The sequence below is a fragment of the Paracoccus sp. (in: a-proteobacteria) genome (assembly GCF_032007265.1).
Lineage (GTDB): Bacteria > Pseudomonadota > Alphaproteobacteria > Rhodobacterales > Rhodobacteraceae > Paracoccus.
The window spans coordinates 45781-57403 of the sequence record NZ_DALZMB010000005.1 but is presented as its reverse complement, the minus strand read 5'-3'; the positions used below and the strand labels follow the sequence as shown (position 1 = coordinate 57403).

At 58.8% G+C, this 11623-nt stretch carries 15 protein-coding genes; 10 read left to right on the top strand and 5 right to left on the bottom strand.

The annotated features are described in order from the left end of the window. Positions 1-70 precede the first annotated feature (70 nt). Genes RTS12_RS02415 through RTS12_RS02405 form a run of 3 tightly spaced genes read right to left on the bottom strand, consistent with a single transcriptional unit; the run spans position 71 to position 2408 of the window. Positions 71-685, bottom strand: a complete 615-nt coding sequence (locus RTS12_RS02415; RefSeq protein WP_312525119.1) for a ribonuclease HII — start codon at positions 683-685, stop codon at positions 71-73. Beyond that, positions 682-1164, bottom strand: coding sequence for an ureidoglycolate lyase (locus tag RTS12_RS02410; RefSeq protein WP_312525118.1), 483 nt, complete (start codon positions 1162-1164; stop codon positions 682-684). Before RTS12_RS02410 ends, RTS12_RS02415 begins: the two co-directional genes overlap by 4 nt. Before the next feature lie 53 nt (positions 1165-1217). Next, positions 1218-2408, bottom strand: a complete 1191-nt coding sequence (locus tag RTS12_RS02405) for an MFS transporter (RefSeq protein ID WP_312525117.1) — start codon at positions 2406-2408, stop codon at positions 1218-1220. A gap of 263 nt (positions 2409-2671) precedes the next feature. Between RTS12_RS02405 and RTS12_RS02400 the strand changes: the two genes are divergently transcribed. The 3 genes from RTS12_RS02400 (at position 2672) to RTS12_RS02390 (ending at position 5967) form a co-directional block, all read left to right on the top strand. Beyond that, positions 2672-3379: a UTRA domain-containing protein gene (locus RTS12_RS02400; RefSeq protein ID WP_312525116.1), complete on the top strand. Its 708-nt coding sequence runs from the start codon at positions 2672-2674 to the stop codon at positions 3377-3379. Between the two features lie 115 nt (positions 3380-3494). After that, positions 3495-5069, top strand: a complete 1575-nt coding sequence (locus tag RTS12_RS02395; protein WP_312525115.1) for a L,D-transpeptidase — start codon at positions 3495-3497, stop codon at positions 5067-5069. A 4-nt stretch (positions 5070-5073) separates the two neighbouring features. Beyond that, complete coding sequence (locus RTS12_RS02390; protein ID WP_312525114.1) at positions 5074-5967, top strand: extensin family protein; 894 nt, start codon at positions 5074-5076, stop codon at positions 5965-5967. 38 nt (positions 5968-6005) lie between these two features. On the opposite strand, the gene RTS12_RS02385 is transcribed toward RTS12_RS02390, so the two are convergent. Together RTS12_RS02385 and RTS12_RS02380 are read right to left on the bottom strand one after the other, a co-directional pair. Beyond that, positions 6006-6650: a Crp/Fnr family transcriptional regulator gene (locus tag RTS12_RS02385; protein WP_312525113.1), complete on the bottom strand. Its 645-nt coding sequence runs from the start codon at positions 6648-6650 to the stop codon at positions 6006-6008. A gap of 254 nt (positions 6651-6904) precedes the next feature. Next, the gene (locus tag RTS12_RS02380; protein WP_312525112.1) at positions 6905-8236 is read right to left on the bottom strand and encodes a FliI/YscN family ATPase; all 1332 of its coding nucleotides are present in this window, start codon (positions 8234-8236) and stop codon (positions 6905-6907) included. A gap of 90 nt (positions 8237-8326) precedes the next feature. On the opposite strand from RTS12_RS02380, the gene RTS12_RS02375 reads away from it, so the two are divergent. The 7 genes from RTS12_RS02375 to flgA are packed head-to-tail and all read left to right on the top strand — an operon-like array spanning position 8327 to position 11618. Next, entirely contained in the window at positions 8327-8716 is a 390-nt protein-coding gene (locus RTS12_RS02375) for a FlgB family protein (protein ID WP_312525110.1), read from the top strand. 8 nt (positions 8717-8724) lie between these two features. After that, positions 8725-9117 (top strand): flagellar basal body rod protein FlgC, encoded by a 393-nt coding sequence (flgC, locus tag RTS12_RS02370; protein ID WP_312525109.1) that lies wholly within the window; start codon positions 8725-8727, stop codon positions 9115-9117. A 14-nt stretch (positions 9118-9131) separates the two neighbouring features. Continuing rightward, a complete protein-coding gene (locus tag RTS12_RS02365; protein WP_312525108.1) occupies positions 9132-9410 on the top strand; it encodes a flagellar hook-basal body complex protein FliE in 279 nt (92 codons plus the stop codon). 8 nt (positions 9411-9418) lie between these two features. Beyond that, positions 9419-9685, top strand: a complete 267-nt coding sequence (locus RTS12_RS02360) for a flagellar biosynthetic protein FliQ (protein ID WP_312525107.1) — start codon at positions 9419-9421, stop codon at positions 9683-9685. A 3-nt stretch (positions 9686-9688) separates the two neighbouring features. After that, positions 9689-10405, top strand: a complete 717-nt coding sequence (locus tag RTS12_RS02355; RefSeq protein WP_312525106.1) for a flagellar hook-basal body complex protein — start codon at positions 9689-9691, stop codon at positions 10403-10405. 11 nt (positions 10406-10416) lie between these two features. Further along, complete coding sequence (flgG, locus tag RTS12_RS02350) at positions 10417-11202, top strand: flagellar basal-body rod protein FlgG (RefSeq protein ID WP_312525105.1); 786 nt, start codon at positions 10417-10419, stop codon at positions 11200-11202. After that, the gene (gene flgA / locus RTS12_RS02345; RefSeq protein ID WP_312525104.1) at positions 11202-11618 is read left to right on the top strand and encodes a flagellar basal body P-ring formation chaperone FlgA; all 417 of its coding nucleotides are present in this window, start codon (positions 11202-11204) and stop codon (positions 11616-11618) included. The genes flgG and flgA overlap by 1 nt, the downstream gene beginning before the upstream one ends. Positions 11619-11623 lie beyond the last annotated feature (5 nt).

Sequence of the window (11623 nt, the reverse complement as noted above, 5' to 3'; positions counted from 1 at the left end):
CTGGTATGGGCTAAAGATGATTTAGAACCGATTCGCCGTCAAATTCTATTTTGAATCAACTGGTTGGGTTTCAGGGTTTACACAAGATATTGTGGACGGGTGCGAAACTACGCCTATGGTATGGGGTCACGCCAAGATCTAGCAGGGCTTGCAGATGCGCCTTGGTCGGATAACCGGCGTTTCTTTCCCAGCCATAACCCGGATGCTGTTGCGCCAAATCCACCATGAGTCTATCGCGCAACACCTTGGCGACAATCGAGGCGGCGGCAATGGACATGGATCGCGCGTCGCCCTTCACGATGGCCTGCGCCGTCATCTTCAGGTTGCGCGGGATGGCATTGCCGTCGATCAACGCCACATCCGGCTGTTGGGACAGGCCCTCGACAGCGCGACACATCGCCAGATGCGATGCGTGATAGATATTCAGCTGATCGATTTCCTCGATCCAGACATGCGCATAGGCCCAGTCGCAGCGGGCCATGATCTCATCTGCCAAGGCCTCGCGGCGCTTGGCAGAGAGTTTCTTGGAATCGTTCAGACCCACAGGGGGATTGTCGCATAAGATCACCGCCGCAGCCGTCACCGGCCCGGCCAGCGGACCGCGGCCAACCTCATCAACCCCCGCAATCAGGCGTGCGCCTGCCTGAATTGCCTCTTGTTCGAACTGCAGGTCTGGCTGGGTCATTGGCTGATCGTGACCGGCGCGATTTCGACTTCTTCCAGGTTCACGCCGCTGCCCTCGCGGTCGATCACCAGAAAATCTGCTGCATGATCAAGTGGCGTCAGAACGCCGTGCCAGACCCCTGCGCGCAGGTTCACGCCCATGCCTTCTGGTACGATAAAGGCAAGCGGCGCCCCGGGTTTGCCCCCCTCGTCAGGCGCCACGACCGATAGCCAGGCCCCCGGCGTGATCGGGAAAAACGCTTGCGATCCCAGGGGGTGACGCTCGAGCAGGGTGCAGTCATAGGGCAGGCTGATGGGCTGCGAACGAAAGATCGAGATGATCGCCTCGCCGCCATGACGCTCGACCGTGGCCAAAGCGTGATGGCGCTCGCAGCGGCCCGCATTGATTAGCTTGGTCGGCTCGTCACGGGCAGTCAGCAGCTCGCCATAAGGGGCAAATGCTTCTGCCGTAATCGCTACGGCGCGGATCGCTTGGGTCATCGTCTTTCCTCCGGTCTTGTGGGCGGCGATCTGCCGCCCGAAACAAGCCAGATCTATAGACGATTCATCTTGGGAAGGAAAATCGTCAGCAGACCCATCAGCGGCAGGAATGAGCAAAGCCAATAGACATATTCAATGCCCCGCATATCCGCGACCCAGCCCAGAAACGCCGCAGCAATTCCGCCCATACCAAAGGAAAAGCCAAAGAAGATCCCGGCGATCATTCCCGTTCGCCCCGGGACCAGCTCTTGGGCGAAAACCACGATCGCAGGAAAAGCCGAGGCCAGGATCAGCCCGATCACAACGCTAAGCACTCCGGTCATCGCCAGACCCACATGCGGCAGCATCAAGGTAAAGGGCAACACCCCCAGAATCGAGAACCAGATCACGCGGACCGGGCCAACCCTGTCACCGACAATGCCCCCCAGCATAACCCCACCGGCCATACCGGCAAGAAACAGGAACAGCATGACCTGTGCGGCCTGCGTGCCGATGCCGAACCGCTCCATCAGGAAGAAGGTGTAATAGCTCGACAGGCTGGCGGTGTAGATATTCTTGGTAAAGGTCAAAATCGCCAGCACGGTGGTGGCAATGATCACTTTATTGCGCGGCAGCCGCAGGCGCGGTGCCTCATGGCTGACCGAGGCCTTGCGCTTACCCTCGGCCCAGGTGCCGATGCGCCACAAAATCGCCGAACCCGCCATGGCGAATGCCGAAAAAATGGCGATTGACGGGCGCCCCAGTGGCACGACCACGAAAGCCGCAAGCAGCGGTCCCATCGCCTGACCAAAGTTCCCGCCCAGCTGGAACAGTGACTGCGCCGTGCCGAACTTGCCGCCCGAGGCGATTCGCGCAACGCGCGAGCTTTCTGGATGGAAAATCGATGAGCCGACACCGATCAGCATCGCGCCGATCAGCAGCATGTAATAGTCATGCGCAACTGCAAGCAACAAGACCCCAACAAAGGTTGACCCCATCCCGAAAGACAAGGATCGCGGCATTGGGTTTTTATCGGTCACAATGCCAACTGCAGGCTGCAACAAGGATGCCGTGACCTGAAAGGCAAAGGTCATCCACCCGATCTGTCCGTAACTTAACGAGAATTCTTCCTGCAACAGCGGATATATGGCTGAAAGCATAGATTGCATGACATCGTTGATCATGTGACATGCACTGATCGCGATCAGCACCGCCCATGCGGTCGAGACCTGTGCAGGGCTACGTGACGTCGTCGCGTCGGACATAATTCTCGGCTCCGGGGAATATTCAGGGAATTGATTGTCGCAGGGTTCGAACCCTGTCGCAGGAATGTCAATCCCGCCTTATTTTCGGACTACGACGATTGTGGTATAAATGACCTGAACTTATCCGTTCAGTATATCATATCCTTGTACATATTCCCTTTATGGGCGATTAAGAAACAACGAATACAATCTCCGAGACGATTATGAATGCTTTTTCCTCGCTACCGAAACAGGTCGGACAAACGCTGACGACAGGAGATCCGGTGCGTACACCACAACGCATGATGACTTGGCAGGCTGTTCAATCCGAGGTCCTGTCCCGGATTCGCGGAGGGTATTGGCGTCCAGGTCAGCTTATCCCGACCGAAAGCGAACTGTCTGTAGAATTTGGTTGCGCTCGCGCGACGGTGAACCGTGCATTGACCGCGCTGGCTGCCAGCGGGCTGCTGGAACGCCGCCGCAAGGTCGGCACGCGCATTGCCAAGCATCCGCCGCAAAGCTCGACCCTGCCCAAGAACTTCCTGCGCAGCGAGATCGAGGCAAAAGGCGCGGTCTATGGCTATCGCCTGATCGACATGCGCCGGATCACGCCCCCCAGCGATATCGCTCAGCTGCTGATGCTGAAGCCGGGCCAAGAGGTTCTTGAAGTCCGCGCCGAATTCAGCGCCGACGACAATCCCTATTGCGGCGAAGAAATCTGGATCAACCTGGAAGCGGCACCTGCTGCGGAACAGGCCGAGCTGGCCGAGGTTTCGGCGTTTGAATGGCTGACCGAAAACGTGGCGCTGAACCACGGCAACCTTGCTGTCTCGGCGACTTCGGTCAAATCCGATTTCGTCAGCAATGCGCTGAGCGCGCAGCGTGGTGCGCCGGTTCTGGTCATCGAACGCACCAACTGGGCTGATGCTGCCGCGATCGCCGTTTCGCGTCAGTATTTCTCGGAAGGTCACACTCTTAGCGCGCTTTTCTAAGCCGCCCGTCTTTTAGCGCTTCCGTCTCAAGGCAACTTGATTCGGGAGCGCTTGCAACCTGCCGCGGCAGGGTTCATTTGTCAGTCTGACTGACCCGAGCCTGCCCGGAGCCCAAATGCCCCATCTCTCGTCTTTTTCCCGCCATCTGACCAGCATCGCCCTTGCCGGCGCAATCGCTGCAACTGGTCAAATTGCCTTTGTCGCGCATCCGGCCTTTGCACAGGCCACCGTTGCGCCGGGCAACCAATCGCGCAATTTCTCGGCTGCGGATATCGAGACGGCGGAATACACTTCGGGTGATCTTCCTGCCGGGCAATCGGCACTGACCGCCAAGGTCCAGATCCTGCTGGACCGCGCTGGCATCTCGCCCGGCGTGGTCGATGGCTGGCGTGGCGGCATGAGCGAAAGCGCGATCAAGGCGTATCAACGGCGGGCCAATCTGCCCATGGATGGCCGCATGAGTCCGGTTGTCTGGCAGCTGCTACAGCCCTTCGCCAGCGAAGCGCTGACCATGGATTATACGATCACCGAAGATGACGCCCATGGTCTGGTCGACAATATTCCCAGCGATTACGCCGAAAAAGCCAAGATGACCTCTCAGGGCTTTACCAGCATCTCGGAAAAGCTGGCCGAGCGCTTTCACATGGATGAGAAATTCCTGATCAAGCTTAACCCGGGTCATAAATTTGAACCGGGCGTGACGATCAAGGCCACAGTGCCGGCCAAACCCATTCGTGCAACCGTCACCCGCATTATCGTCGACAAAGCCACGCGCCGCGTCGCAGCCTATGATGCCAAAGGCAATATGGTCGCGGATTATCCCGCCACGGTCGGCTCAACCTCGACACCCTCGCCGCATGGCACGCATACGGTCGATGCCGTCGCGCTGAACCCGACCTATACCTACAACCCCAACAAAAACTTCAAGCAGGGCAATAACGATCGGGTTTTGATCGTGCCGCCCGGTCCCAATGGCCCGGTGGGTGAGGTCTGGATCGACCTATCCGAGCCGACCTACGGCATTCATGGGACGGCAACCCCCTCGCGGCTTTTCGTGAACCAATCCTATGGCTGCGTTCGGCTGACCAATTGGGACGCGCGTGAGCTGGCCCATATGGTCAAAGCCAAGGTCACGACCGTGGAATTCCTTGAGCCGGGGGTAAGCATTGCCGATGTCACCGGTGGTGCAGCTGCGGCTGGGGCAAACAAGACGACTGCGGCCACGACGGTTGCCAGCGCGATCAGCGCGATCCGTCCGCCCGCTCGCCCGCAATCGCTGGCAATCAACAATACCGCGCCCCAATCGGGAACGACGGTTGCCAATGGCGCTGCGACCCCGGTCACGCCCGGCCCTGCTGGGATCGCGGCCACGCCCACGACTGCGGCGGCTGCCCCGGGTGGCGCAGCTCAAACTGGCGGCGCGCCGGTTGTCGCGGGCGATGACCTGCTGTCCGAGGCGATTGCCGAAGCGGTTTCGGTCAATGAGCCGGTGACATCTGCAGTTTTGCCCGCAGCCGGCACTGCTGCGGCGGCAATTGCGCCGACGCTGCCACCGCGACGCTCAACCTCTGCGGCCAAACTGCCCGCAGAGCCACCCGCCCCTGCCCAAACGCCGCAGCCCACAACGCCACAAGCTGCCGCGGCGGGAATAGCGCCTTTGGTGACTTCCCCCCTTCCGGCAGGGAATTAAGGCGATGCGGGGCGGAGCGGTGCTGGCAATGATCCTTGTGGCGCTATCATGCTCAGGCCTTGCCGCTCAGACCCCGCCCCCAGCCCCGCCCGATCTGTCGCAGGCCCCTCGACCCCAGCCCAAACCGCAAATACCAGAGGCATCCAAAGCCCCTGCCCCGCCAGCCGACAAGCCCGCAGTATCTCATGACGGGCTTGCCGCCAAAGGCGCCCCAGCTGCACCCTCCGCGCTTGATTATTCCACCGGAACCCCGGTCGATGATCAACCCAAGGCTGCGCCGGACGCGCCCCCGGTGGCGCCCGAACAGCCCCAGCATACAAGCCTGCGCGAAAGCGATTTCGACTATTCAGCCTGCCTGCTGATGCTTCATACCCTTGGTACAAGTTACGCGCCCGAGGCAGCCATAACCGAGGCCGATAACCGCGATTGCGGCATTGATCGCCCTGTGAGGATCACCGAAATCCTGCCCGGCATTACGCTGCAAGGTGCGCCGGTGATGCGCTGTGACACTGCCCGCCATCTGGCATTTTGGCTGAAAGATTTTGTGCAGCCCGCAAGTCGGCTGTTGCCCGGGGCGCCGCGCCTGCGCGAAATCGCCCCCGGCTCGACCTATCAATGCCGCGGCGTCGTCGGCAACCAAAGCACGGCCAACGTGTCGGAACATGCGCTTGGCAACGCCTTTGATATCGCCGCCCTGATCTTTGACGATGGCCAGACCCTGACCGTCGCACCCCGACAAGACAGTGGCGACATGACCGAGGCCTTTCAGGCCGCGATTCGTGGCACGGCCTGCATGTATTTCACGACCGTGCTTGGGCCGGGATCGAATGCCGCACATGACGATCACCTGCACCTTGACATCAAGGCCCGCAAAAATGGCTATCGGCTGTGCCAATAGCCATTTTTATTAGGCGCAGGTCAGCGCAGGGATCGGGGCTAAAGATTGTTTTCGTTCAGATATTGCGGGTCAAATCGCGCCAATTTGCTAAGCTCGTCCCAGTCCAGGATCTCGACCTCGGCACCAAGCCAACGCACCAGCTCTCGGTCCCTCAGATCGCGCACGGCACGGTTGATGTGGATCGGCGAATATCCCAGAATTTCTGCCAGCTCGCGCTGAAGAATTGGCAAGGTCAGCCGACCGCCTTGCGCAGCCCCAATCCGGTTTTGCCGGGTGTACAGCTCGCAAATCAGATGGGCCAAATGCGCGGTCGAGCGCAATGACGCCGCCGCAACCAACCATTGCTCGTGAATCGCCGCGTCGGTGGCGGTCGTTTGCCACAAAAGATGCGCCAGATCGGGGAAATCTTCGATCACTTTCTTCAGCTCGTCATGGGCGACAAACTCCACGCTCGTCGGTCCCATCGAAATCACCCGGTAGCGCAGATGCCCCAAAGCAAAGCCCTTCAGGTCCAGAAAATCGCCAGCAATGTGGATGGCAGTAATGACATGATGATCGGGCTTGCCAACTATGGGATAGGAACGCGCGGCCATTCCCTGCAAAATCATGGCACTGCGGGTCAGCTCTTCGTCTTTTGAGACGATAACAGCACCAGAGCGGAAACTGGCCCTGGTTGTGGGCAAAGTTCGCAACCGTAACAAATCATCCGAGGCTAAAACTTCTTTAAGTTGTAGATAACGAATAAAAAACTCACCAATCGCCATTGCTGCTCCTGGGAAAATAACTCGTTAAGGTTTGCAAGTCGTCCTGCCACAAGCAATGGGCGGTGTGTCTAAGCTAACATTCATTAAGACAAATCGTGCAAATTAACGCCGCCAGGGCGGTCGTCTCGCGAAAAAGCTACCGCTACGTCAACTTCAGGTTCGTTTCTGGCGCATCACGCACCCAGTCCCGAGTGATTCGGGCGGCCCAACGCCGTTTTCAGCAGCGCGAAACTTTGCGCGACCGCAGGCGCATTTAGCGTCACAAACCGATCCAAAGCTGGGTAAATCCGAACGGCTTCGTCCAGAACCTCATCGGTTCCGGCGGCATATAGCCCCGCGCGTATCATCAGCTCTGATTCGGCATAGGCACCAAGCAAAGTGCGCGCGCGCGCAATCGACGCATTCTCGGACGCGCTGGCCGCATGAGGCAGGGAACGCGACACCGAGCGCAACACGTCAATCGCCGGAAAGCGTCCCCTTTCGGCAATAGCACGGTCCAAAACGACATGGCCATCCAGCACACCGCGCAAAATATCTGCGATCGGCTCTTCCATATCCGAGCCCGCCACAAGGACCGAGAAAATCGCGGTAATATCGCCCTGCCCCTCAAGTCCGGGTCCGGATCTTTCTGCCAGCGCCATGATCAAATTCGACACCGAAGGCGGAAAGCCGCGATAGCTGGCGCTTTCTCCGGCGGCCAGTGCGATTTCGCGATGCGCCTCGGCAAAGCGGGTGATCGAATCGGCCAAGAACAGCACGTGTTGGCCGCGATCGCGGAAATATTCCGCGACAGCCATACCGGCCCAAGCACATCTGCGGCGCATCATCGGGGATTGATCCGAGGTTGCCGCAACGACGACGGCCCTGGCCATCCCTTCGGGGCCAAGAACCGATTCGACAAATTCCCGCAGCTCGCGGCCGCGCTCTCCGATCATGGCAATCACGACAACGTCGGCATGAACGCCCCTTGCCAGTGCGGACAGCAATGTCGATTTTCCCACTCCGGAGCCCGCAAAAAGGCCAAGGCGCTGACCTTGGACGATCGGTAAAATTGTATCGAAAATCGCCAGCCCTGTATCAAGGCGTGGCCCAAGGCGCTTGCGATCGGCGGCGGGCGGCGGCGGCGCGCGAAAGCGCATTTGCTGACTTCCCTGCGCCAAGGGACGCCCATCCAGCGGCTTGCCAAGCGGGTCGATAATGCGCCCGATCCATGCCTCTGACGGGGTCAAACGCGGCGCGCCCAGCCACTCGGCGCGCGCGCCAATATGCAGCCCCTCTGCCGGCCCCTCGGGCAAAATCGCTGCGAATCGCGCCTGAAGTGCCACCACCTCACCGGTAATCGGCTCGGCACCGGGCAGGTGAAACAGAATGCGATCCCCCAAAGCTGCATGATTGTTCAGCCCGCTGACCAGCACCACGCCACCCTGAATTGCATGCACCAAACCATAGTAGCGGATAAATTTTTCCTGCCGAATTCTTGCGGCAATATCTGCAATCCGCTCCATCTTTGTTCCCCGTCTGAAAATCCGCTGTGTCGAAACTGTTTCTAAACCAATTCCCGTTAAGACCGAGTTATCGACGATGCGGAGAATGAGATGTTTGACAGGATCGAAACTCTGAAGATGGCGGAAAGCCTGATTGCTCATGGCACGAAACGCCAAAAGCTGATCGCGACCAATGTCGCCAATGCCGATACGCCCGGCTTTCTTGCAATGGATCTGGCCAGCTTCGGTGCGAACTATCAAAGCGCGCCCCAGATCGCGATGCGCACAACCCGCGCCAATCACCTTGCTGGAACAAACTGGGGCATGGGCGCCCCCCGCCGGATCAGCACCGAGGGTGAACCCGCCCCCAATGGCAACACCGTGTCGCTAGAGGATGAGGTGTTTCGCATCGCCGATGCGCGCCGCGAATTCGATCTGGCCGTCTCGATCACCAAATCAACTTATTCGCTGATGCGCACCAGCATCGGCCGCAAATATTAAGGCTCATGATGACCGATTTTCTTTCGGCGACGCAGATTTCTGCCTCGGGGATGAAGGCTCAGGCGACGCGACTGCGCCATGTTTCTGAGAATATCGCCAATGCCGATACGCCGGGTTACCGGCGCAAGCTGGTCAGCTTTCAAGAGGATGTCGATTTTGGCAACCGTTCCGGCAAGGTGCGCGTCAGCCCCACCCAATTGGACCGCAGCGAGCTGCCTCAGCTCTTTGATCCTGCCCACCCGCTTGCCGATGCCGAAGGCTATTACCACGGCTCGAACGTCGATCTGGTGATCGAGATCGCGGATTCACGTGAAGCAGGGCGCAGCTATGAGGCCAACCTTCGCGTCTTTGAACAGTCCCGCCAAATGAGCAGCTCTCTGCTTGAACTTATTCGCCGCTAAAACGGAGCAACACCATGATTTCAAACCTTTCGGCTGCCAACGCCTATCATAATGCCCGCGCCTCGATTGCGCCCGCCGAAGAATTGCCCCAGGGCCTCAGCAAGGGCATTGCCGATTTTGCCCAAGTAATGGGCCAGGTCGACGCCGATGCCATGGGCGCGATGAGCGGGCGCACCGAAACCCATGAGCTGGTCCAGTCGATCGCACGCGCCGAAATGGCGATGGATATGGTGACAGCCATCCGCGACAAGGTCGTCGAGGCCTATCAGGAAATCATGCGTATGCCGGTCTGAGCGCCAGCATGGATGAGAATCTGCTCTTCGATCTGACCCGGCAATCCCTTTGGATCGCAACGCGCATGTCGGCCCCCTTGTTGGCGGTGGCGCTGTTGACCGGGGTCATCATCGGTCTTTTTCAGGCCTTGACCTCGATTCAAGAGATGACGCTGACCTTTGTCCCGAAAATCGGCCTGATGTTAGCAGTTTTCTGGGTCACGATGAGCTTTATGACCACCATGCTTGCCGACTTCTTCAACGATCAGTTGATCCCTTTGATCAGTGGGCTTTGAACCATGGATAACGCCATTTATACGACGCTGACCCGTCAGTCGGGTCTTATGAATGAAATGCGCAGCGTCGCCAATAATATCGCCAACGCCAATACGACGGGCTTTCGCCGAGAAGGCGTGATTTTCTCGGAATACATGGTCTCACTCGACCGCAACGGCACGACTTTGGCGATGGCCAATGCGCGCGGACGCATGGTTGATCTTCGTCAGGGTGGGCTCACCATGACCAATGGCAAGCTGGACCTAGCCATCGAAAGCGAGGGGTTTTTTCTTGTGGAAACCCCTCAGGGCAACCGCCTGACCCGCAATGGCGCCTTTACCCTAAGCGCAGACGGCGAGCTGGTCGATATGGCGGGAAACCGCGTTCTTGACGAAGGTCAGGGGCCAATCGCCGTGCCTGATGGCGTCAAAAATATCGGTATCGGCCCGGATGGAACGATTTCTGCCGATGATCAGCCGGTTGGACGCATCGGCGTTTTTGCCACTCCCGACCCTTCGGTCTTGCTGCATCAATCGGGCAACCTGCTGACCCCCGGCCCCGATCTTGAGCCGATGGAGGATGTGAAAGTGCGCCAGGGCTTTTTGGAGGAATCCAACGTCGAGCCCGTCCTCGAGCTGACCCGCATGATCGAGGTCCAGCGCGCCTACGAACTTGGTCAAAGCTTTCTTGATAACGAGGATCAACGAATCCGCAATGCTATCAACTCATTGACACGCTGAAAGGAAATCAAATGAAGGCCCTGCAAATCGCCGCCACAGGGATGAGCGCACAACAAACGCGTGTCGATGTCATCTCGAACAACCTCGCGAACATGTCGACCACCGGCTACAACCCCCGCCGCGCCGAATTCGCGGATCTTTACTATCAGCAAGCCGTCCGGCCGGGCACCCTGACCTCGACCGAGGGCACGATGGTGCCAGCCGGGGTGCAAATTGGTCTTGGCGTTCGCCCAAATGCAGTCAGCGTGATGCTGCAACAAGGCTCATTGACGCAAACCAACGGTGATCTGGATGTTGCCATTGACGGAAATGGCTATCTCGAAGTGACTTTGCCTTCGGGGGCGTCAGCCTATACCCGCGACGGCAGCCTGAAGCGCTCGCCCGATGGACAAATCGTCACCTCCGAAGGCTACCCGGTCGTGCCTGGCATTACCCTGCCCGCCGATGCCCGCAGCATTGCCATCAGCGCCAATGGCGAAGTCTTTGCCTATTTCGATAACCAGGTTGAACCCGAGAACCTTGGGCAGTTTTCCTTGGCCAATTTCGTCAACGAAAAGGGCCTTGAGGCCATCGGTTCAAATATGTTCCTTGAAAGCCCCGCCTCGGGTCCAGCTCAGGTCGCCATGCCCGGACAAGAGGGGATGGGCACCCTGCGCGCAGGCTATCTAGAGGAAAGCTCGGTCGATGCGGTGCGTGAAATGACCGAACTCATCAAGGCGCAGCGCGGCTACGAGCTGAACTCCAAGGTGATCTCAGCGGTCGATCAGATGCTTGGCGCAACGGTCCAGGTGCGCTGATGCTGAAACTTGGCGCTTTCCTGTTGCTTCTGGCAAGTGCGGCGAACGCGACCGAGGTGACCGCCGCACGGACCTTGCCCGCAGGCACAATCATCACACCTGCCGATCTGATGGTCGTGCAGGATCAGACAGATACGAACGATTACGCCAGTTCTCTGATCGGGCTTGAGGCAAAGGTCACAATTTACGAAGGCAAGGCTATTCGGCCCGCGCAACTGACCGCCCCAAGGCTGGTCGACCGCAATCAGATCGTCAAAATTGTCTATGTTTCAGATTCGCTTCAGATCGAGGCGGACGGTCGCGCGCTGTCGTCGGGCGCAGTCGGCGACACCATCCGCGTGATGAATGTCGCCTCGAAAACCACCGTTTCGGGCATCGTGGCCCAAGACGGATCCGTCACAATCCAAAAGAATTGAGCGCC

Excerpts from the sequence above, each read along its gene's own strand:
- RTS12_RS02415 (WP_312525119.1), bottom strand. The coding sequence starts at position 685 with ATGACCCAGCCAGACCTGCAGTTCGAACAAGAGGCAATTCAGGCAGGC.
- RTS12_RS02410 (WP_312525118.1), bottom strand. The coding sequence starts at position 1,164 with ATGACCCAAGCGATCCGCGCCGTAGCGATTACGGCAGAAGCATTTGCC.
- RTS12_RS02405 (WP_312525117.1), bottom strand. The coding sequence starts at position 2,408 with ATGTCCGACGCGACGACGTCACGTAGCCCTGCACAGGTCTCGACCGCA.
- RTS12_RS02395 (WP_312525115.1), top strand. The coding sequence starts at position 3,495 with ATGCCCCATCTCTCGTCTTTTTCCCGCCATCTGACCAGCATCGCCCTT.
- RTS12_RS02390 (WP_312525114.1), top strand. The coding sequence starts at position 5,074 with ATGCGGGGCGGAGCGGTGCTGGCAATGATCCTTGTGGCGCTATCATGC.
- RTS12_RS02380 (WP_312525112.1), bottom strand. The coding sequence starts at position 8,236 with ATGGAGCGGATTGCAGATATTGCCGCAAGAATTCGGCAGGAAAAATTT.
- RTS12_RS02375 (WP_312525110.1), top strand. The coding sequence starts at position 8,327 with ATGTTTGACAGGATCGAAACTCTGAAGATGGCGGAAAGCCTGATTGCT.
- flgC (WP_312525109.1), top strand. The coding sequence starts at position 8,725 with ATGACCGATTTTCTTTCGGCGACGCAGATTTCTGCCTCGGGGATGAAG.
- RTS12_RS02365 (WP_312525108.1), top strand. The coding sequence starts at position 9,132 with ATGATTTCAAACCTTTCGGCTGCCAACGCCTATCATAATGCCCGCGCC.
- RTS12_RS02360 (WP_312525107.1), top strand. The coding sequence starts at position 9,419 with ATGGATGAGAATCTGCTCTTCGATCTGACCCGGCAATCCCTTTGGATC.
- RTS12_RS02355 (WP_312525106.1), top strand. The coding sequence starts at position 9,689 with ATGGATAACGCCATTTATACGACGCTGACCCGTCAGTCGGGTCTTATG.
- flgG (WP_312525105.1), top strand. The coding sequence starts at position 10,417 with ATGAAGGCCCTGCAAATCGCCGCCACAGGGATGAGCGCACAACAAACG.
- flgA (WP_312525104.1), top strand. The coding sequence starts at position 11,202 with ATGCTGAAACTTGGCGCTTTCCTGTTGCTTCTGGCAAGTGCGGCGAAC.